We start from the raw sequence: 19,486 nt of genomic DNA on the forward strand, positions 1-19,486 counted from the left end.
CCGGAGACGCTGAGGAGGCCCAGAAATGAAACAATGGGAGCTGTATTGCTCACGATGTTCTGCAAAGCTGCCCTTCCGCTATCAAAACATGAAATGCGAATGCGGTGGCACGTTATTGGTTGACTATGATCTGGAGCACGTTGCGCGGTCTTTCACGAAAGAATCCTTGCGGCTGCGTTCCCCCTCAATGTGGCGTTATAAAGAGCTGCTACCTGTTCGTAATCCTGAAAATGTCGTCTCCTTAGGAGAAGGCTGGACGCCACTGCTGCGTATGCCAAGCTGGGAGAGCAAGCTTTCACTTCATCGAATTTGGATCAAGAGAGAAGAGCAGAACCCTACGGGCAGCTTTAAATCACGCGGATTTTCTGTTGCTGTTTCCTTACTGAAGGAAGCTGGCGCTAAGAAAGCTGCTGTTCCTTCCAATGGGAATGCAGCAAGTGCTTTAGCCGCGTATGCAGGAAGAGCCGGGATTCAAGCTTTTGTCTTTATCCCCATGGACTGCCCCTCACTCATTGTGGATGAGTGCCCTTTGTACGGAGCAACGACGGTTCTTGTCGACGGTTTTATTCATGATGCCGCCGCGATTATCGACTCTGGTCGAGCGGAGCAAGGTTGGGTGAATGTCGGTACGTTGAAAGAACCCGGCCGGGTAGAAGGCAAGAAAACGATGGGATTTGAGCTCGCCGAGCAATTGGGATGGACATTCCCTGATGTGATTATCTATCCCACGGGTGGAGGTTCTGGCATCATTGGCATGTGGAAAGGCTTTTTGGAGCTGAAGTCCTTAGGATTCATCAATTGCGACATGCCTAGGTTCGTTTGTGTCCAAGAGGAAGGCTGCCAGCCTATTGTGGATGGTGTTCAGCAAAATGCGTTGGCGGCGGTTAGTCCGATGCCTGATAGTGATGCGGCTCAGCCTTCAGGGGGCAAAATCATACCCAATCCGACTGGGATGCGAGTCCCTAATCCCCCGGATTTAGGACTCCTGCTGTCGATAGTTGAACAAAGCGGCGGAACCGCCATCGCTGTTTCCAAAGAGCAAATTGCGAATGCCACGCAAAGCTTAGGCTCGGATGGCATCTCCTCTTCCCCAGAGGGCGCGGCGACATGGGCCGCTATGCTTGTCCTGTGTGAGAAGGGCTGGCTTCGTCCCAGCGACTCTGTCGTGTTATTCAATACTTCGCATGCGATGAAATATGCAAAGCTTGGGACGAGTGCAGCGATTCCCATTATTCAGACCTATGATGACTTTATGGTTTATCGGAACTTATAGTCTGTAAGTGACGCCGCTGTTGATCGAGATGCTCGAATTTTTCGAGTATCTCGGTTCTTTTCGCGGCTGACTGGTTCGAGATACTCGAATTTTTCCAGTATCTCGGTTCTTTTTATCGGACAAACCTAGATTCCCGCGAAAAGCTAAAGTGAGCAGCAATGAAGTGGCCTTAAGAAGCAAGTGTAATCTTGTCGTTCATACTCTGGATCCTGCTCCTACTGCTACACTAGCAGTGATAATGGAGAACTGACGACTGTTTGTTTGACAAATTCCTCCAATAGGCTGCTTCCCTACACTTTCCCCTAAGTACATGTACAACTTTATAGAAAAATAGTCATTATCATATGCAGCGTATCTAATATGCAGGACTGTTCGCTCCCACAGATCCTTCGCGTTCCGCACTATTCTTCTGCGTGAAGCCCTCCGATTCTGGAGGTTGGCTGTATTTTTCTCTTGCTTTAGTAACTTTCATTGACCGACACCTCCTTAGGTTCAGCCCTTCCCTCAAGCCGTCGACTGCTCAAGGTACTATGGCTTCTGCTGACTTCTCATGATAAATCTTGTTTCAACCGTGGTTCGAAATCCATCTCCTCACGTCCATGAGACCTCCCACGGTAAGACGATTCACTTTCCTTCCATACACCCGCACCATTTACACTGGCATGTCCGTGTAGTTGATTGGACTTCGCTTTGTATGGCAAGCTCGTCCCATAACCAATGCCTGATGATGTTCGAGTTCCTCGAGTCGGAATTTTGCCTCCAGCTTCCTTCAGATTCCACCTCACGATGGACACCCTTGCTCTTGGCTAGTGGTTGGTAACTACAAACCCCCACAGCGGACTTTCACCGCCTAGTTAATCGCCATGCGTGGCACACCACAAACAGCCAGGAGGGAATCCCTCCTGGCTGCTTCTTAATTCGATATTTATTGTCCTAAATTGTTTTCCTCATACAAACGATACATCGCTTGAATCAGCGGTTCTGCAGGGTCACGGTTCAATAAATATAAGGTCATTAAATATTGCAAAGGTAGTGCACAGGTGTTGTTGCCATCTTCAACTGCAACAAACCCTGCCTCAAGAACTGGTCCGTGCTCCTCATGAAGCTCCAGATCTACATAGATCTTCTGATCAGGGAACTCTTCGCGAACGGTAGCCGCACAATAGGGAACAATATGCTTGTCCAACAGTTCTTTGGCTTCATCTTCGGATTGAGGTGGGTTCGGAAGAAGGTGACTTGCGTCGCTTCTCAACAAATCAACGAAGAAAGAGGACAACCACAGGCCTGCATTCGGGTTCGTTTGGAAGTTTCTCATAATTTCATTTAAGAAAAATCCGCATGCTGTGGACTTCTCGTCTTTTTTAAGTGTAAAAGCAAACATCGGACCATAGGTTGGGTTATTACCAATTTGACCTTCGGCCTCGTACTCAGGAAATTGTTCTTTCACAATTTCAAGAATATGTTGGAACCATGTAATAATGACTTGGGCCTGATCACGTTCTGGATCATGTTCGTTCTCTACGATTGCTTCTGTTTCGATATCTTTGTCTGTCATTGTCGTTAAAGCCTCCTGAATCATTCTTAATGGCACGAATATACCTATTGTAACGCATTTACGCCAGATCAGAAAGTATATGTTGTAATTTATATGTTGAAACGCATTTTCACGAAGCAACTAGCTTCATCATCAGTATACCAATCATGGCAATAGCTAAGCCGGATTGTTCCATCTTCGAGAATTTGTCCTTCAAAATAAATCGCGTATACAGCAGTACGATCAGCACATTCAGGGCGACGACAGCCGAAACCAGTCCTGTTATCCCATTCGCAAAACCTTGAATGATGAGAATCATCCCCATCACATTGGTAATGCCAACAACCATACCGAATAGGAACGTCTTACGTTCTGTCCAGTCATTACCCGAAGAAGCATTTCCCGCTTTTTCCTGCGAAGAAGTCTTCTTATTTCTCCACCACCAAATAGCGAAGCAAATGGTACCCGTTGCAAACATATAGAACAAGGTTGGAAATAGCGATGCATGTACAAGGGTTGTCCATTTACTGGACAAGTCATTGGCAGCAAATAAAAGGAGAGCAACGACTCCCCAACCTGCGCCTTGTAAGTTTTTCAACGTAATATCATTGGAATACCTGACAAATAGGATACCGATAACAATGACAACAAAGGCAAACAGCTGAAGCAAGTTCAGCCGTTCACCCCACAGGACATATGCAAAAAGTACGACCACGACAGAGGGCAAGCCTGTCAAAATCGCGACTAACGAAGCCTTGCCCACTGCGAAGCCTTTAAACATACTGGCATTGGCTCCAAAGGAGAACAACCCCATTTGAATCCCGATCAGCGCCGATACTTCCCACTCCGACTGCCAAATTAGGGCACACGCTAAACTCACGACCGCGCCCATCGCAAAGGTGCCACAGAGCAATACATTTCGATTTAGCGATTGCTGACTTGACCAATGATATAGAATGCCTCGCAGCCCAAAGCATAGTGCCGCGAGGACGGAAAATAGGAGCCACATGATGTTTGTTACCTCATTCTTTCTATAGATGCTGACTTACTTCTCTGTTAACCGTACTAAGATCGCATCCCCGCTTGCAGATACTTTCACTTCAGCAAACTTGGCATTTTGTTCATAATCTCTCCCAGTACCTTCTGGGATAAAGAAATTCTCAATGCCATATGCGATTCCTTCATACCCCACTCTTTCACCGTTCAAGCGAACTTCATCAGGTGCAAGTTGCTCACCTGATTGATATTCCCGGCGGAACTCATACACATCCGAAATACTACTGGGTGCAAGAACAACGGTTATTTTCCCTTTGGACGTCATATCTTCCACGTGTCGATAAATCTCAGGCTCCGAAATCACGTAGCGCAGGCGCACATAGTCACCTTGAATCAATGAACGCGGGTCGAGCGGCTGAAGCTCCAACTTGATCAGTTTACCGTTGCTGAGCAGATACTCACTCTTGCCAATTTGCAAAGACATTGCCGCTACTTGTAGTAAAACTAATAAAGCGATGATCCAACGATTCACGCCATATGCTGGACGAACTAACGAGGCATCGTCAGCTTCAATTCCCTGCCTTTTTTCAATCCATACTGTGATTCCTAGAATCAGAATTCCAATAATCGCGAAGCTAATGGATTTATGCAGAAGCTTCCATGCCAAATCGTAATATTTGTATACGAGGAAGGCAATCCAGAAGCCCATAGACCACACGAAAATCCATCGAACCTGAAGTTGTCTGCTTACCAGGATCGCGGCTAGAACTAACAAGAAGAACAGTACATTCGTGACATAGTACCACCCAGACTCTGTTATGAAGGTTAACGCGAAAAGTGCTAACAAGAAGGATGGGAGGCTGCTGTACAGGACTGGCTCTCGGAAAGTAGACTGACGAATTAACTGACCGCCAGCGAATAGCAGGAAGAGTAAGCCGGCAAGTATGCTAAGCACAGCGACACCGCTGTTCATCCAGTCGTACAAAACAAAGGCCAAGATGATGACAGATGCTAAGAAGAATAGGATTCGTGTAAGCAAACCCTGCAGATATACAAAAGCGACCAGTGTTAGCGCTAGAAAGATGAGCAGCATCGAAGATTGCTCTGTGCCGACAGCCGCGCCAGTCCCCAACATCAACCCACTAATTAAAATCGTAAACCGCGCCAACACATTAAATTTCTTCGCGGCTAACATCCCGATGACGGAAAGAAATCCATATCCGATCAATATATTGGCAGGATCATCAAACCCTAGAACGACAGTCACGAGTCCGATCAGTGTAAAACTGCCTAGCAGAGAACCGATGATAATCACGGATATTGTAAGGACGCGAACGACCCACTTGGTGAAGTCTCCATCGCCTTTCTCCGCATCAGCAGTATCAATATCTATCTCGCTTTTAGTTCTCTCAGAGGCCGGCCGCCATGCACGAACGTAATTCATGAACATAACATTAGCCCCTATAAACACGATCAAGAACAACAAGCTCACGATAAAAAACCATTCATTATGATATTCGATGATAATTTCAATGTATTTGCACGTAATCGCGGCCGAAATCCATAGCCCTGAGAACAACAGATACACTTTATTCTGTGTCTTGTGCGCATACATCACCGCAAGTGCAAGCACAGCAGCAAGAGGTACATTCATCCATATCCCATAGTGTTCAAACATATGGGACACAGACATGATAATGAGTATACACAGCGTCGCTTGAAAGGTCACCCATTTTAGAAATGGTGATTGTAAGCGTCCCTTCTCAAACAACATGAACAAGGTGCCGTTCACGAGCGCTAGACCTAACCAAATGGCGATTGTAGTGCCTTCCGATTCGGAATAACTCCCCCATTTGGGAAAGAAGTACAATCCATATGCGAGGTGGCCAAGAATATAACTTAAGACATAATAGGGCTGCCACCTGGTTAAGATCGCATATAGAATAGCTGGCAGGAACCACACGAGAAACAAGCTATAACTGTCTGCGTGTGAATTGTAGGTTTGACCGATCAACCCTACCCCAACCCCGAAGGAAATACAACTAGCAAACAAGCTTAATTGACTTAAAAACTCTCTTCCAACTTGACGCGAAAGCCAAACGGAAAACCCGTAGAATCCCAAAATGAGCACAAATATCGGAATAAATTTCTCTAATCGGTTAAGCTTCTCCCAGTTCGATGCATAGAAGTAACCGATAGCAGTTAAAAGAGCACTAGCCCCCAATACATAACCTAGTTGAATCATGATTTTATTGGATTTCATGCTGTTCATCTCCTCTCTTACCATACTTCTAATTGTACAGGAGATCCACGATTTGAGAAGTACTATCTATTCCTAGTACCTGATCATTAGCCTATGGATGAAATCCGACCACTGGCTTCATTCCCTTGGGCCTGACTTCCTTGTGAATGGTGATATAATTCCTCATAAACGCCTTGAAGTGCAAGCAGCTCTGCATGTGTTCCTTCTTCAACAATTTCCCCTTGACTCATCACAATAATACGGTCGGCATGCATAATCGTTGAAATACGATGTGCAATCACGATCGACGTTCTTCCTAGTGCGACTATGCTCAGCGCAGTCTGAATAAGCTGCTCCGTTTGCGAATCCAAGTTGGCTGTAGCTTCATCTAAAATGAGCACCTTGGGCTGGAATACGATGATACGAGCAAAAGAAATCAATTGCCGCTCACCTGCCGACAGCCCGCTTCCTCTCTCTGAAATCCGCGTGTCATACCCATCCTTCATGCGTGATATAAGTGTATCGGCCCCGACCAATCTGCAGGCATCGATAACAGTCTCACGTGAAATCGCAGGGTCGAACATGCTTACATTTTCAAAAATGCTGCCCGCATATAAATACGGCTCTTGTTGTACTAAGCCAATTGTCCGATGGAGTTCAGCCTGCGAGATGTCCCGAATATCGATCCCATCAATCCGTATGTTGCCTCCCTGCACATCATAGAAGCGGCAAAGTAAGCTGATCAGGGAGCTTTTGCCTGCACCTGTTGTACCTACAACTCCGATCATTTCGCCAGGAGCAATATGTAAGTTAAGATCTTCGATGACAGCCGTGTCCTTCTGATACCCAAAATGAACATGATCAAAATGGATGTCACCTTTGACGTCGATTAGCTGGATCAGCTCGGAGGCTTCCTTATCTTTTACTTCAGGCTGTGCAGAGAAAATGTTCCAAATCCGACTCATGGAAACTTGCGTAGATTGCAAAGTATTCCATTGTTGCGTGATGTTATTAATCGGTTGAAAAAACTGCCTAATATACGTGATGAAGGCGTAGAGTACACCAAATTCAATCGCTTTATCAAAGACAGCTATCCCGCCAATCCAAGTAATAAAGGCGATTGATAAGTTTCCCAAAATGTCAAATGAGCGGTTGAATAACACATTCGTTCGAATCTCTCTCAGGTTTGCTCGGAAATAGCCTGTGTTCTTATCCGTAAAGCGACTCATCTGCTCCTTCTCTTGATGAAAGGCTTGAATGAGATGCATACCTGATAAATTCTCAGCTGTAAATGCTACCATTTGGGATAACTTTGAACGAGACAGTTGATAGGTTTTGCGCATATATTGGCGGAAGCCCACCGCGATGAGGACGATGATGGGAATGACAATCATACTGTACATTGTCAGCATTGGATCCAAATGATACATGAGTACGATGATGAAAATCAACGTCATGCTATCACGCACTAAGCTCAAAAGCACTTGGGTGAAAAACTGATTCAAGGTTTCCGTATCGCTAGACACATGGGTGATGAGACTGCCGCTTGGCGTTTTATCATAATAGGACATCGATTGCTTGAAAATATGTTGAAATAAATCCTTGCGTATTTTCGCTACGATGCTCTGACCTGCGAATTGCAGCAGATTATTTTGCAAATAGCTGAAAATCAGGCTCGAGATGGATAATATCCCGTATAGCAAGCAGATCATGATCAGCGCGCTGAAATCATTTTTACCGATCATCAGATTATCGTCAATCGCAATTTTGACCAAATACGGCTGAAACAAATCTGCCGCGATGCCTAACAGAGCACAGATGACAACAGCTATGAAGGTAAGCCTGTGCGGTTTGGCGTACACAGCTAACGAACGAAAGGGCGTTTGCGATTTCTCATGCGCTATTGGAGGTTTATTCCGCTTGAACATCATCGTTGTCTCCTTCCTGTATCGCATATAACTCTGCATACAAGCCATCTTGCTCAAGCAGTTGATCATGTGTACCACGTTGAACGATTCTTCCTTCATGCAGCACGATGATTTCGTCGGTGTGCTTGAGTGCTGAGATGCGATGCGCAATCCAGATGGTCGTCTTATTCAATCGTTCTTGCCGAATCGCATCAATAATGTGCTTCTCCGTCACCGAATCTACCGCACTGACACTGTCATCTAGAATCATTAAGGGAGAATCCTTAATAATCCCTCTGGCTAAACTCGTTCGTTGACGTTGCCCCCCTGACAAGGTGACCCCGCGTTCACCGAGCTTCGTCTCAAACTTTTCTGGAAATGAAATGATGCTGGATAGAATTTGCGCCTTTTTGGCAGCATGTTCCACTTGTTCTATTGAGGATTCCCTTCGGAAGAACGCAATATTATCGCGAATGGACGTGCTGAATAAAAAGCCCTCCTGCGGCACGTAGGCGATTTGATTTCGCAAGCTTTCAAGCGTCACATCACGGATATCGCTGTCCCCGATCCATACGGTCCCTTCCGGCGGATCATAGATACGCAGCATGATTTTCATCAAAGTAGACTTCCCGCTGCCTGTTTTACCAATAATACCGATCGATTTCCCTGGTTCAATCGTCAGTGAAATATCATGGAGCACTTCATCTTCATCATCAGGATAAGAGAAGGACAAATGTTCAATGCGAATTTCTTCTTGATCGAGATGCGTAGGCTGGGCAAGCTCATTTTGCTTAATTTCGGCCTCCATCACTAGCAGCTCATTTACACGTTCTAAGGAGGCACGTGAGCGCTGCAGCGCATTAATCACACGTCCAATTTGCTGCAAAGGATTGACCATCATTCGAATATACAGCGTCAATTCAACGAAATGCCCAATTGTAATTCGACCATGAATCGTCAAATAGCCCCCGAAGGCAATCGCAATAATGAGCGATACCGCACCCAGAAACGGAATTAAAGCTTCAAATAACGAGGAAAGTCGAACTAACCTTAACTGATTGTCACGGATGCGATCGACCGTTTCACTAAATCGGCTAATCATAATCGGTTCTACAGCGAATTTCTTGGCAACACGAATGCCTCCGAATTGCTCCTCGGCTGACTCCGTCATGGTTCCTAATGCTTCTTGAACCTCTAAAGACCGCGACTTAATCACAGGCTGAAACTTTACGGAAAGCACAGGAATGAGTAATAAGGGCAGTATGCAGATCAGAATAACATAAAGCGGAATGGAGCTGAACAGCATCGAAACAATAGCGGCCGTTATTAATATCACGGAGTTCGTAATCTGGTTGATGCCTAAAGAGATCGACTCTCGAATGACTGTGACATCATTCATCACATAACTCAACAGCTTACCGACGCCATTCTTCGAATAAAAGGTTGCGCCCAATCGGGTAAAATGATCAAATAAGCGATTTCTCGTTTCGAATTCGAAGCGTCGCCCGTTCCGCATAATCATGTATTGCCCTATCGCGCACAATACACCAAAGGTAACACCTATGACGAGCAGCTGCACACTATACTGAGCAATTAAGCTTTTACTGAGTCCGCCCTTCTGGAGCTGGTCCGTAAACATCCCTAGCAGCTTGGGATAATACGAGTAGACAATATTCCCTACTGTAATCGAAATTGCGGCGATGACATACAACAGCCATTTCTTTAATAAGAAATCAACCAATAACCGTGTAGGCTTCAAAACGACATCACTCCCCATTCCAATTTTGACTGGCATGTAAGGCTTTACATTTGTATGCTAAACGTCCGATCCCCTGTCATTTCCCAGTATACGCCTATTCAGTTATACTTCCTATATCAGATATTGGCGTTATAATATAAGAAGCCGTCATAAATTTACATATAACTAAAGGAGGCGCAGGATCAATGGACTTTATTTTAGATCGCATTGAGAACAAAATTGAGTTTTTTCAGGCCTATGATTTAAAAACACTTGAAAAGAAAATCAATGAACAAATCGACAATAACAAGGCGCTGATGCTCGATGTTTATGCCATCCAGCATAACATCGTATTCGACCCGAATGCCGGCAAAATGCTGTATAGCGCTGTTGTTCATTTCAAAGTGAAATAGGATGACGATCAAACGCAGCATTACGGAATCGGGTGGCCACTTATATTTTGTGCCTGAACTTCCTCTCTATGTGAATCGCGTTCACGAATCCTTCGACATGCAGCAGCACACACATGATTTCATCGAGATCAGCTATGTCGCAGAAGGAAGCGGATCACACTATATTGACAACGTCAGAATGCAGGTAACCAAAGGAGACCTTTTCTTCCTGCCGGTTGGCATTTCTCATGTGTTCCGCCCTTCCGGGACGAATCAGAAAAAACCGCTCATCGTTTATAACTGTATTTTTACGCAGGCATGGATGAATCAATTACTACGACATGCAGCGACGATGGGTGAGCAAGAAATTCCACTTTTCTTTCAAAAAGCAGCTGAACCGAATGAAGCTGTGGAATTTCTCTCCTTTCATGAGCAAAACGGTGAGTTCCAGCCTCTGTTTGAGCGACTACATTTCGAATATAAAGCTCGGCGAGTCGGCTTTATTACTGTTATGCAGGCCTGTGTTGAGCAGCTGCTTGTGTATATGCATCGTGCGAAGTTGGAGCAGCTTCCGCAAGTTCCACATGCAAGTATGAAAAGCATAGAGAATCTACTGGCTTATATTCGTATGAATTGCAGCAACCCACTAACGCTTGTAGAGGCGGCGACAAAGCTATCGATTAGTGAGCGTCAGCTCCAACGACAGTTGAAAAAGCTCACGGGCATGAGCTTCACAACGTATGTGCAGCACGCCCGTCTGGAAGCTTGTTGTCAGTATTTACGTGAAACCTCCGATAAAATTAGTGATATTGCTACACTTGTCGGGTATCAGGACATGAAATTCTTCAATAAGCTTTTCAAAAAAATGATCGGTGTCACACCGAGCCAATATCGCCAGCAGCAGGCTGAGCGCAAAAAACCACTCGCATCAATTGAATGAGAGTGGTTTTGTATTTGTTAAAGATCCAACATAAATTGGAGAGTCAAATCACCGAAGCCTGGTAGTCCTTCATGACCGAAATCAGGGAAGATTTCCAGCTTTTTATTTGATTTGATCTTATTATATGCTGCAAATTGTGTAGACGGCGGGCATACGGTGTCTATGAGACCTACGGCCATCATCACATCACCTTGAATACGATTCGCTAAGTTTTGAATATCGATGTAGCCCAATTTCGTGAAGTATTCTTCCTCACGTTTGTGCTGCGGGTCATGACGGCGGAAGAAGTCCTTCAACTCTTGATAAGCATCCTTCGCCAAATCCATCTCCCACACGCGCTTATAGTCACTGAGGAACGGGTACACGGGTGCTAATTTCTTAATGCGTGGCTCCAATGCTGCACAAGCAATCGTCAAAGCACCGCCTTGCGAGCCTCCCATCGCACCTACACGTGCAGGGTCAACCTCAGGCATGCTCATCGCAATCCCCGCTAGTTGTGCGGTATCCAAGAAAATATCACGGAATAAGAGCTGATCCGGATGATCGTCCAAACCACGAACAATGTGTCCTCTTAATGTCGTCCCTTTGGTTCCGCCAACATCCTCGGATAACCCGCCTTGACCGCGGCAATCCATAGAGAAGAAGGAATAGCCAAGCGCTGCGTAGGAAAGCTTATCGTTCCAATCCCCTGAATTACCGGAATATCCATGAAACTGTACGATTGCTGGATGCGGCTCAGTTACGTGCTTCGGACGAATATATTTCGCGTAAATACGAGCACCCTTGACGCCTGTGAAATACAGATCAAAGCAGTCCGCATACGGTACTTGAAATTCACTTGGGCGAAGCTCGATTTGGGGATCAACCGCCTTCATTTCAGCAATGGCACGCTCCCAGTACGCATCAAAGTCTTCGGGTCTTGGATTTCGCCCTTCGTACGTGAGAAGCTTTTCTAAAGGATAATCAATTGCTGGCATATGTCCATCCTCATTTCTATGAATTTAAGCAACCGTATAGGAAGTGAAATCGATGGATTCATCATCGACACGTCTACTGATTTCCTTCGCCCGATCGCCGCTTAACAACAATGTTTGGTTATTCAAAGAATGGTAAGTGATTGTGTGATTTGCTTCGTATGTAGGTTGCTTGCCCTTCATCATTGCCGCAAATTGATGGACATCGTTAATTCCATGTGACTCCGCTGTTGTGAGATCGATACATTCGACGACAACTGCATTCGTGCTACCACGGCTAGTTACAAAGCAGCGATCCTCAAGAACCTCACGGCTGTACGGTTGCTGGATGAATACAGCCATGTACACATTGGCAATCCGACCGAAAAGTCCGTTTGATGCCTCAACCCATTCACCTAGCGGTAAACAACCTTTAATGTAAGAAGGCTTATCTTCAGGTATGGAATAGGAAGCCATGATGACATTCCGTTGAAAAAGTACTTCTGTGTATTCGCTTTGATGCCGTAAATCTCCTTCTGGCTGATCCACATCCGGATGGAAAAAATAGGCATGATTCACGCCTGACACGTGATCGAGCGGGAAGGCAACGTCCCAGCGGTGCTGCTCGTTATCAAACTCGCGAATTCGCTCCCACATGCCGCCCATTGCAAAGCTCTCAGTGTGATATACGTAACTGTGTAACACGTCATTCTCATGCTGAGCTTGACTAATTTGCTTAGGAATTTGTCGTTTAATTTCAACAGGCACTGATGACCGATGCAGGGCTGTTTGAATGGCTTGTGCAGGAGCTTCATATACAAGAAAACCAGCAAATTCGGTCCTTGGCATATGAGCCGGCAGCTTGAAATCCCCGAATTGCACATAATCGTGCAGCACATTCGTATCCTTAGGTATATCATGCGGCCAAATTCGCGAATGTGGACCTGTCCATGCGCCGCCAAGGTAGTAAGTTGCGCGTTGATTCCAAAGATAATCCAATAATCGAGCTAGTTCGCTTCGGATCTCCGTGTCTTGACTAAGCTGCCAAGCGCAGGTAAAGGCCTGTACCCAATGCCAGAACCACGGCAATCCGCCATACTCCGACATTCCTTTGGTAGTGACGCGTGTAAGAGTCAATCGCAAACTTTCGTATCCATCGTTGAGTAACGCTTCATCCTCATAGCGTTGTCCGAAAATCAGCTTTGCTGCCGTATATTTGGCTTCGTGGTGACTATAAGACGTGATTGGCTTCCGATAAAAGTTGCTATCATACACATGCCGAAGTGACTTATCAAAAGCCACGCGTAGGGCTTCACTCATCTGCTCTTGATATCGCTGTACAAAATAAACCATCAAGCTGCCCATGAGCTCGACCGGTAAAGCATTCTTGGACGCCTCTTGAGGCGTAGGTCTTAAGTTTAGCGGCCAATGACCATAAGTACCGCTGGACGGATCTTGATCTTGGATCTCAAGTAAATGATGGAAAACTCGCTCAGCTGTATCCTTTGCCTCTATGCGATCACCTTCGAAAGCAATTGCAGGATCCACAGATGCGGCGAATAGATAGGAAGCGTAATAGAAATTATCGCGAATGTCCCCTTCGAAAAGAAACCCGTTGCTCAAGACAGGTTGCTTATAGGCTGCTGCCGCAATGTTAGCGATGATCTCGTCTTGTCGTTGCTGTATTGTAGTCAAATTGTCATCTCCTAGTTTGAAGCTTATGTAGGTATATTCAGGGTAGCGATGACGCTAAAATAATAAAATTGAAGCGTTTCACTTTATTAATTTTATATGTTAATAAATGTAGCGTCAATTATAAAAAAAGAACCTCCGCAAGCCTGCGGAAGTCCATCATCTTTTTTATTGGATCAGCGAATAAATATCCGTATGCACATAACCATGCGCCTCAGCAACGGCTTGATACGTCACATGACCTCGTGCCACATTAATCCCTTTGGCAATGGCTTTGTTATCGAGCGCTGCGCGCGCGAAGCCCTTGCTGGCGATTTGATGTCCATAGCTCGTTGTTACATTCGTTAACGCCAATGTGGATGTACGTGCCACCGCTCCTGGCATGTTAGCCACGGCATAATGGATCACGCCATGCTTCACATAGGTTGGTTGATCGTGTGTCGTAATGCGGTCGATTGTCTCGATCGATCCACCTTGATCAATAGCAACGTCAATGATCACGCTGCCTGGGCTCATCGTTTTCACCATCTCCTCTGTCACGAGGCGAGGCGCGCGAGCACCTGGAATGAGCACGGCGCCAACGACCAAATCCGCACGACGGACGACTTCTGCGATATTATAGGGATTGGACATGATCGTTTTCACACGTCCCTGAAACTGATCATCCAATTGACGAAGACGGTCAGCATTCAAATCAATGATCGTCACATCAGCACCGAGTCCAACGGCCATTTTTGCTGCATTGGCACCGACGATTCCACCACCGATGACAGCGACTTTACCTGGTTCAACGCCAGGGACACCGCCTAGCAGAATGCCTTTGCCGCCATGAGCTTTCTCCAAAAAGTGAGCTCCGATCTGCACGGACATGCGACCAGCCACTTCACTCATCGGCGTTAATAGCGGTAAGCTTCCGTTGTCGAGCTGGATGGTTTCATAAGCGATGGCCGTTACTTTTTTGCTAACCAAGGCATGCGTCAATTCCGCCTCTGGGGCAAGGTGCAGATACGTGTACAAAATCAATCCTTCATGAAAGTAACCATACTCCTCTGGAAGCGGCTCCTTCACTTTGATTACCATGTCAGATGACCAGACCTCCGCTGCGGTTGCAACAATCGTTGCACCTGCTGCCGCATAATCCTCATCCGTGAAACCGATGCTGTGTCCAGCTAATGTTTCGATTCTTACTTCATGTCCTGCATTTTTGTATGATAGCACCGAGCTCGGTGTCATGCCAACGCGAAACTCATTATTTTTAATTTCCTTAGGAACGCCAATAATCATGCCCCATCAACCTCTCTTGAGGACCCCCTAACGAAAGGATCGCTCTCTACTTGTCTCCAAGTATAAGAGAGAATCCGGACAGTTCCATTAGACATTTTGTCAAAAATTGACCACTGTTCTTTTCACATTTTCTTCTCCGGATGCAGAAGCTGATAAGCCCTAATCCCTACTTGCAGCGCCAATCTTTTCTCAGGAAGCATATAATCAACGCCCAGCAGCTCTTCGATTTTGTCCAAACGATAATACAAGGATTGTCTCACGATAAAAAGCTGCTGAGCAGCGATTTGCTTCGATCCATCATGGTCGAGATATACTTTAAGCGTTCGCAACAGCTCACTGCCTTTCAGGCTATCATGGTCAATAATCGGGCCGAGATAGGCGCGAATGAATGACGCCAGAATCGTCTTATCTGTGATATGAAACAGCAGCTCAAATACGCCCAGCTCATCATAAAACATGACATTCTTCAGCTGCAGTGTGACCGTTAACGACAACGCTTGAAGTGCTTGCTGATAGCTGCGATGCGCTTGCAAGAAGCTTTGATTTGGCAGCCCTATTCCGATCTTCAACCGGATCCCCTCGTTATCCTTCATCCCCTGAAGCGATTCAAACACCTGCTGCAAGCGCTCCTTTGCTAGCTTTTTGGGAGCTTTATCGAACGCGACGACAACAAGTCTGTTATGTTTCAATGTGATAAGCGGGTGAATTAGCTGCCCCTCAAAAATCGATCGCGCCGCAAGCGACAAGTGTAACCCGGCAGATTCTATGCCATCATCTTCTGTAGCAAGTCCGTCTTGTTCAAATTCGATCAATATGACTCGATAGTCTAGCGCATTCAGCCGCTTAAATTCTGATCCGATCAGCACCTTGATCTGCTCTTCATCATGAATGCGCATATGAAGCAGATCATCAACCCACAGGGTTTGCGAGTACAATTTCCGCTCTTCCATATAGCGTTTCCGCAACAAATCCTGCGCAATGGAAAGGGAGGCCGAATCCAGAATTAGATACTCATATTCCTGCGGCTTTCTATCGAGTACTAGCAAGATGTGTGCCCAGGTTTTGCCCATAGCCCCTACAGGCTGAACAATGACCATTTGACCTTCTACTTCTTCATGATACGGTTCAGTACTTAAGCCTTCATTCCCGTTTTCTGCATTATGGCTTGCCAGAAAGGACAGCCATTGCGCTGAGTCACGCTTTCCGACAGGCGGAATGAACTTCGGTTGTGCATCGACAGGCACATAAATAACTTGGCTTTTGGTGCTGCTTTGTAGGAGAGCTAGCACATGCGTGACACCTTGGGAAGATAAGGTCAATCGATGAAATTCGCGCGATATTTTCTCCAAATCCTGAAGGGCCTTATGATGCTGATTAATAATATGAGCATGAATATCCTGTGTGATATCGATGAACCGCACGGCTTCTGGGAAAATAATGAGCGGGAAATCATGCGCCTCAGCCGCATCCATCCACGCTTGCGGTACAGAACTGAGATAGTGCCCCATCTCGATACAGAGGCAGGACACATTTCTATGGATTAACTGGTTTAGATAGGTCATGAATAACCCTGTATCGTTTTTGAAGGCAGCGCCAGTGGTTAGAATCATCTCCCCTCCCTGCAGCAGCTGTTCAAACTGAATCACTTCGATGATGTGAACCCAACGGACTAGGCGTCCTAAACCCATTTTGCCAGCCGCGATATAGGCATGTTGAAAGGTGGGTCGTTCCAATACCTCTTCAACGGTTAATTGATAGTGTTGATGCATGTAAAGTCACTTCTCTCTTCTCGAACTACACGTCACACAAAGTTATCCACAATTTATCTATCTTAGTATTTGTGGGCAATCGAAATGAATGGCGATTTAATAAACCTTCTATCCCTAAGTTTACACGAAAATCAGAGGGTGTCCAAAATAGAAAAAAGCTGTCGCAGAGTGCGACAGCCCTCAATTATTCATATAACGCTGAATCTATGGCAACCGTCTGACTTGTCCAAACCTGTTGGGAGGTCCATGGTGCATCCGCACTCTGCCAGAACTCGTCATTCGCTGCCAAGCCAAGCGGTAGAAAGACCGCAGAGCAAAGGTACAAGCTTCCTGTAGAAATATAAGGCTCGCCTAGCTCCGGTTGATGACCGCAAAGTCCAATTCGCAACCAACCGCCTTCATCGAAGGTGCCTGGTGCTTCACTCAACCTGCGAATAACAGCCGTCAAGGCACCGCGCACTTGAGCTGGTGAAACGCCAACGGGTAGCTCGCGTCGCAGCGCCGTCTGCGCCAGCGCTTGAAACGCGCCGAAGCGATAAGCTAACGAGCGGCCAATCACTGGAAAGGTTCCCTCAGGTGAAATCATTCGTTCCTGAACAGCCGCATAGCGCTGCGCCCGCTTCAGGATGTTCTCACGCATTTTACCCCAATCCTCATAATGCACTTGCACATGCTCGATAATATCCACCAGCATCGGCTGAATAACGAAGCTGTTGTAATAATCCGCATGATAGGGGGCGCCATCACTGTACATGCCGTCTCCTAGATACCACTGCTCATGCTGCTTGAGTGCAAAGTCAACACGCATATGATCCCAGTCCTCGCCCATGACGCCAAGCGCGGTTTCTGTCATCGCTGCGAAGAGCAGCCAGTTGTTGAAGCCTGGCTTGCGTGTCCGTGAGGATTTCATCGCAGCAGCGAGATTCGCTTTAACATGCGCATCTAAGCTGTGCCATAGCGTGTTAGGAGCTCGCAATATGGCATGCGCTAGAAAGGCGGTATCCACAATTGGCTGCATTCCCTGCGCGAAGTTCAAGAAATCTGGCGATTCTGGATCCGTTGCCGTATCCATAGCCTCGCGAGCTAACTTTCCGTACGCCAGTCGGAGTTCTTCTTCCTCCGCATTCAGCGCAGGCGTTTCCAACCAAGGTGCTATACCAACAAGAGTACGAGCGAATGCTTCAAGGTGCGTGAATTGACGTTGCTCCTCTTTTTTACATTCCACTGGCATCGTAGCACGAAGTTTTCTAGCCGCAAGCGCCCTAAGAACAGGCTCTGCTATTCGAAGCATCGTCTGTATCCAATACGAACGATCTGAGCTTCCTGCTGCTTGTGAGTTACTCATACCAGTACCCTTTAAAGCCTTTTTCTAAGCGAAGCAGCGCTTCTAAATAGTAGTAGTCGCCCCAGATCACATAGTCATCCGGTGCAGCGCCACCGCGCACGCTGTATGAACCGCGCTCAAGCAAACCTTGTGCATCCGGCTTACCGATGGTTGCGTAGGATTTCACTAATCCAGCCATTGAGCGCCCAACACCATTTTCCAAATATGCACGATCTGGATCATCCGCTGCTAAATGCTCCAAAATTTCTAAAGCACCCGCCGAAGCAATGGCAGAAGCCGAACTATCCCGCTTCGTTTCAGCATTTACTGGGGCATCGAAGTCCCAATACACAACGTCATCCTCAGGCAAACGATCGAAGAAATAACGTGCTAAGCGTTTGGCTGTCTCTAAGTATAGCGGGTTTTTCGTATAGTGATACGAAAGCGCGAAGCCGTAAATTCCCCAGGCTTGCCCCCTTGTCCACGTTGAACCATCTTGATAACCTTGATGCGTTCCACCACGCAGCGGTTCACCTGTTTCTTGATCAAAATAGAAGGTGTGATAGGATGAATCATCACCGCGTACCAAATAGCGGCGCGACAAATCAGCATGGATGATAGCTACTTCTTTATATTTAACATCTCCGGTTTGTTCATATGCCCAATACAGCAATGGTAGATTCAACATACAATCGATAATGATACGCCCGCCATTTTCCTTGTCACCCTCAGGTCCCCAAGCTTGAATGTACCTTCCCTTCGGTCTCCAACGCTTCATCAATACATCAGCAGCTTGCAAAGTAAGTTGCTTCGCGTTCTCATCCTTCTCAAGAATCCATTGTGCCTTCGAAGATAAGGAATAAAGGAAACCGATATCATGGTGATCTAAGCCAACATGATTCTCTAGTCTTTCTTTAAAGCTCGCAACCGTTTTCTGAGCGGCCTCTTGGAACACTTTATCCCCGCTATACTGATAGCTTAGCCACAAAATGCCTGACCAGAAGCCATCTGTCCAATCGTTATTCGGATTCAAATGATAAATATCGTTCTCACTGACATGAGGGAATTGATCCCCGAAACGCTCAATATTTACTTTCGTTTTCTGCAAAGCATCCTCAATAGCTTGTTTCCACATGTTAGAATCACTCCGTATCACTTGTTATAGGTTGTTCAATACCTGCTTCAACTACGCAAACAGTTAAACGTTTAACACTCACTATCAGCTTAAATTGAAACGTTTAACCTGTCAAGCAAATTTAACAGATCTTTCATCTTTTTAGGACCGCATCGCCCATTTAAAAAAAAATAGAACCATCCTCATATTTCTTACGTAGTACTAATCATGCATGACATTCTTTCAGGGTTAGGGAGGTTTCTTGCTTATGACAATGACATTAGCTTTTCACCAAAACACTTCAATTCGGGACGCAATCTCTATGGTA

The 19,486-nt window shown here is 46.1% G+C and carries 15 protein-coding genes; 3 read left to right on the forward strand and 12 right to left on the reverse strand.

Annotation, left to right across the window (positions count from 1 at the left end; all coding sequences use genetic code 11):
• The first annotated feature begins 25 nt into the window (after window positions 1-25).
• A complete protein-coding gene (locus AC58PQ_RS02660) occupies window positions 26-1,273 on the forward strand; it encodes a threonine synthase (RefSeq protein WP_497240414.1) in 1,248 nt (415 codons plus the stop codon).
• A 548-nt stretch (window positions 1,274-1,821) separates the two neighbouring features.
• On the opposite strand, the gene AC58PQ_RS02665 is transcribed toward AC58PQ_RS02660, so the two are convergent.
• The 6 genes from AC58PQ_RS02665 to AC58PQ_RS02690 form a co-directional block, all read right to left on the reverse strand.
• Window positions 1,822-2,058 carry a hypothetical protein gene (locus AC58PQ_RS02665; RefSeq protein ID WP_497240415.1) on the reverse strand — a complete coding sequence of 79 codons (237 nt, stop codon included), beginning with the start codon at window positions 2,056-2,058 and terminating at the stop codon, window positions 1,822-1,824.
• A gap of 140 nt (window positions 2,059-2,198) precedes the next feature.
• Complete coding sequence (locus AC58PQ_RS02670) at window positions 2,199-2,828, reverse strand: hypothetical protein (protein WP_497240416.1); 630 nt, start codon at window positions 2,826-2,828, stop codon at window positions 2,199-2,201.
• A 109-nt stretch (window positions 2,829-2,937) separates the two neighbouring features.
• Window positions 2,938-3,816, reverse strand: a complete 879-nt coding sequence (locus tag AC58PQ_RS02675) for an EamA family transporter (protein WP_497240417.1) — start codon at window positions 3,814-3,816, stop codon at window positions 2,938-2,940.
• 36 nt (window positions 3,817-3,852) lie between these two features.
• Window positions 3,853-6,066, reverse strand: coding sequence for a GDYXXLXY domain-containing protein (locus AC58PQ_RS02680; RefSeq protein ID WP_497240418.1), 2,214 nt, complete (start codon window positions 6,064-6,066; stop codon window positions 3,853-3,855).
• Between the two features lie 86 nt (window positions 6,067-6,152).
• Window positions 6,153-7,976 (reverse strand): ABC transporter ATP-binding protein, encoded by a 1,824-nt coding sequence (locus tag AC58PQ_RS02685; protein ID WP_497240419.1) that lies wholly within the window; start codon window positions 7,974-7,976, stop codon window positions 6,153-6,155.
• Window positions 7,957-9,711: an ABC transporter ATP-binding protein gene (locus AC58PQ_RS02690; RefSeq protein ID WP_497240420.1), complete on the reverse strand. Its 1,755-nt coding sequence runs from the start codon at window positions 9,709-9,711 to the stop codon at window positions 7,957-7,959. The genes AC58PQ_RS02685 and AC58PQ_RS02690 overlap by 20 nt, the downstream gene beginning before the upstream one ends.
• A gap of 185 nt (window positions 9,712-9,896) precedes the next feature.
• Between AC58PQ_RS02690 and AC58PQ_RS02695 the strand changes: the two genes are divergently transcribed.
• Window positions 9,897-10,103 (forward strand): YrzA family protein, encoded by a 207-nt coding sequence (locus tag AC58PQ_RS02695; protein WP_477590763.1) that lies wholly within the window; start codon window positions 9,897-9,899, stop codon window positions 10,101-10,103.
• A 1-nt stretch (window position 10,104) separates the two neighbouring features.
• Entirely contained in the window at window positions 10,105-11,022 is a 918-nt protein-coding gene (locus AC58PQ_RS02700) for a helix-turn-helix domain-containing protein (RefSeq protein ID WP_497240421.1), read from the forward strand.
• A 17-nt stretch (window positions 11,023-11,039) separates the two neighbouring features.
• Here the strand turns inward: AC58PQ_RS02700 and AC58PQ_RS02705 are convergent, their stop codons facing one another.
• The 6 genes from AC58PQ_RS02705 to AC58PQ_RS02730 form a co-directional block, all read right to left on the reverse strand.
• On the reverse strand, window positions 11,040-11,999 hold the full coding sequence (locus AC58PQ_RS02705) for an acetylxylan esterase (protein ID WP_497240422.1): 960 nt from the start codon (window positions 11,997-11,999) through the stop codon (window positions 11,040-11,042).
• Between the two features lie 24 nt (window positions 12,000-12,023).
• Window positions 12,024-13,670 (reverse strand): hypothetical protein, encoded by a 1,647-nt coding sequence (locus tag AC58PQ_RS02710; protein WP_497240423.1) that lies wholly within the window; start codon window positions 13,668-13,670, stop codon window positions 12,024-12,026.
• A 165-nt stretch (window positions 13,671-13,835) separates the two neighbouring features.
• Window positions 13,836-14,951: an alanine dehydrogenase gene (gene ald / locus AC58PQ_RS02715; RefSeq protein WP_497240424.1), complete on the reverse strand. Its 1,116-nt coding sequence runs from the start codon at window positions 14,949-14,951 to the stop codon at window positions 13,836-13,838.
• Between the two features lie 122 nt (window positions 14,952-15,073).
• Window positions 15,074-16,720 carry a PucR family transcriptional regulator gene (locus AC58PQ_RS02720; RefSeq protein ID WP_497240425.1) on the reverse strand — a complete coding sequence of 549 codons (1,647 nt, stop codon included), beginning with the start codon at window positions 16,718-16,720 and terminating at the stop codon, window positions 15,074-15,076.
• 184 nt (window positions 16,721-16,904) lie between these two features.
• Complete coding sequence (locus tag AC58PQ_RS02725; protein ID WP_497240426.1) at window positions 16,905-18,065, reverse strand: DUF2264 domain-containing protein; 1,161 nt, start codon at window positions 18,063-18,065, stop codon at window positions 16,905-16,907.
• Window positions 18,058-19,179, reverse strand: coding sequence for a glycoside hydrolase family 88 protein (locus AC58PQ_RS02730; RefSeq protein ID WP_497240427.1), 1,122 nt, complete (start codon window positions 19,177-19,179; stop codon window positions 18,058-18,060). The genes AC58PQ_RS02725 and AC58PQ_RS02730 overlap by 8 nt, the downstream gene beginning before the upstream one ends.
• Window positions 19,180-19,486: the final 307 nt, after the last annotated feature.

The organism is Paenibacillus sp. J22P143 (genome assembly GCF_059692035.1).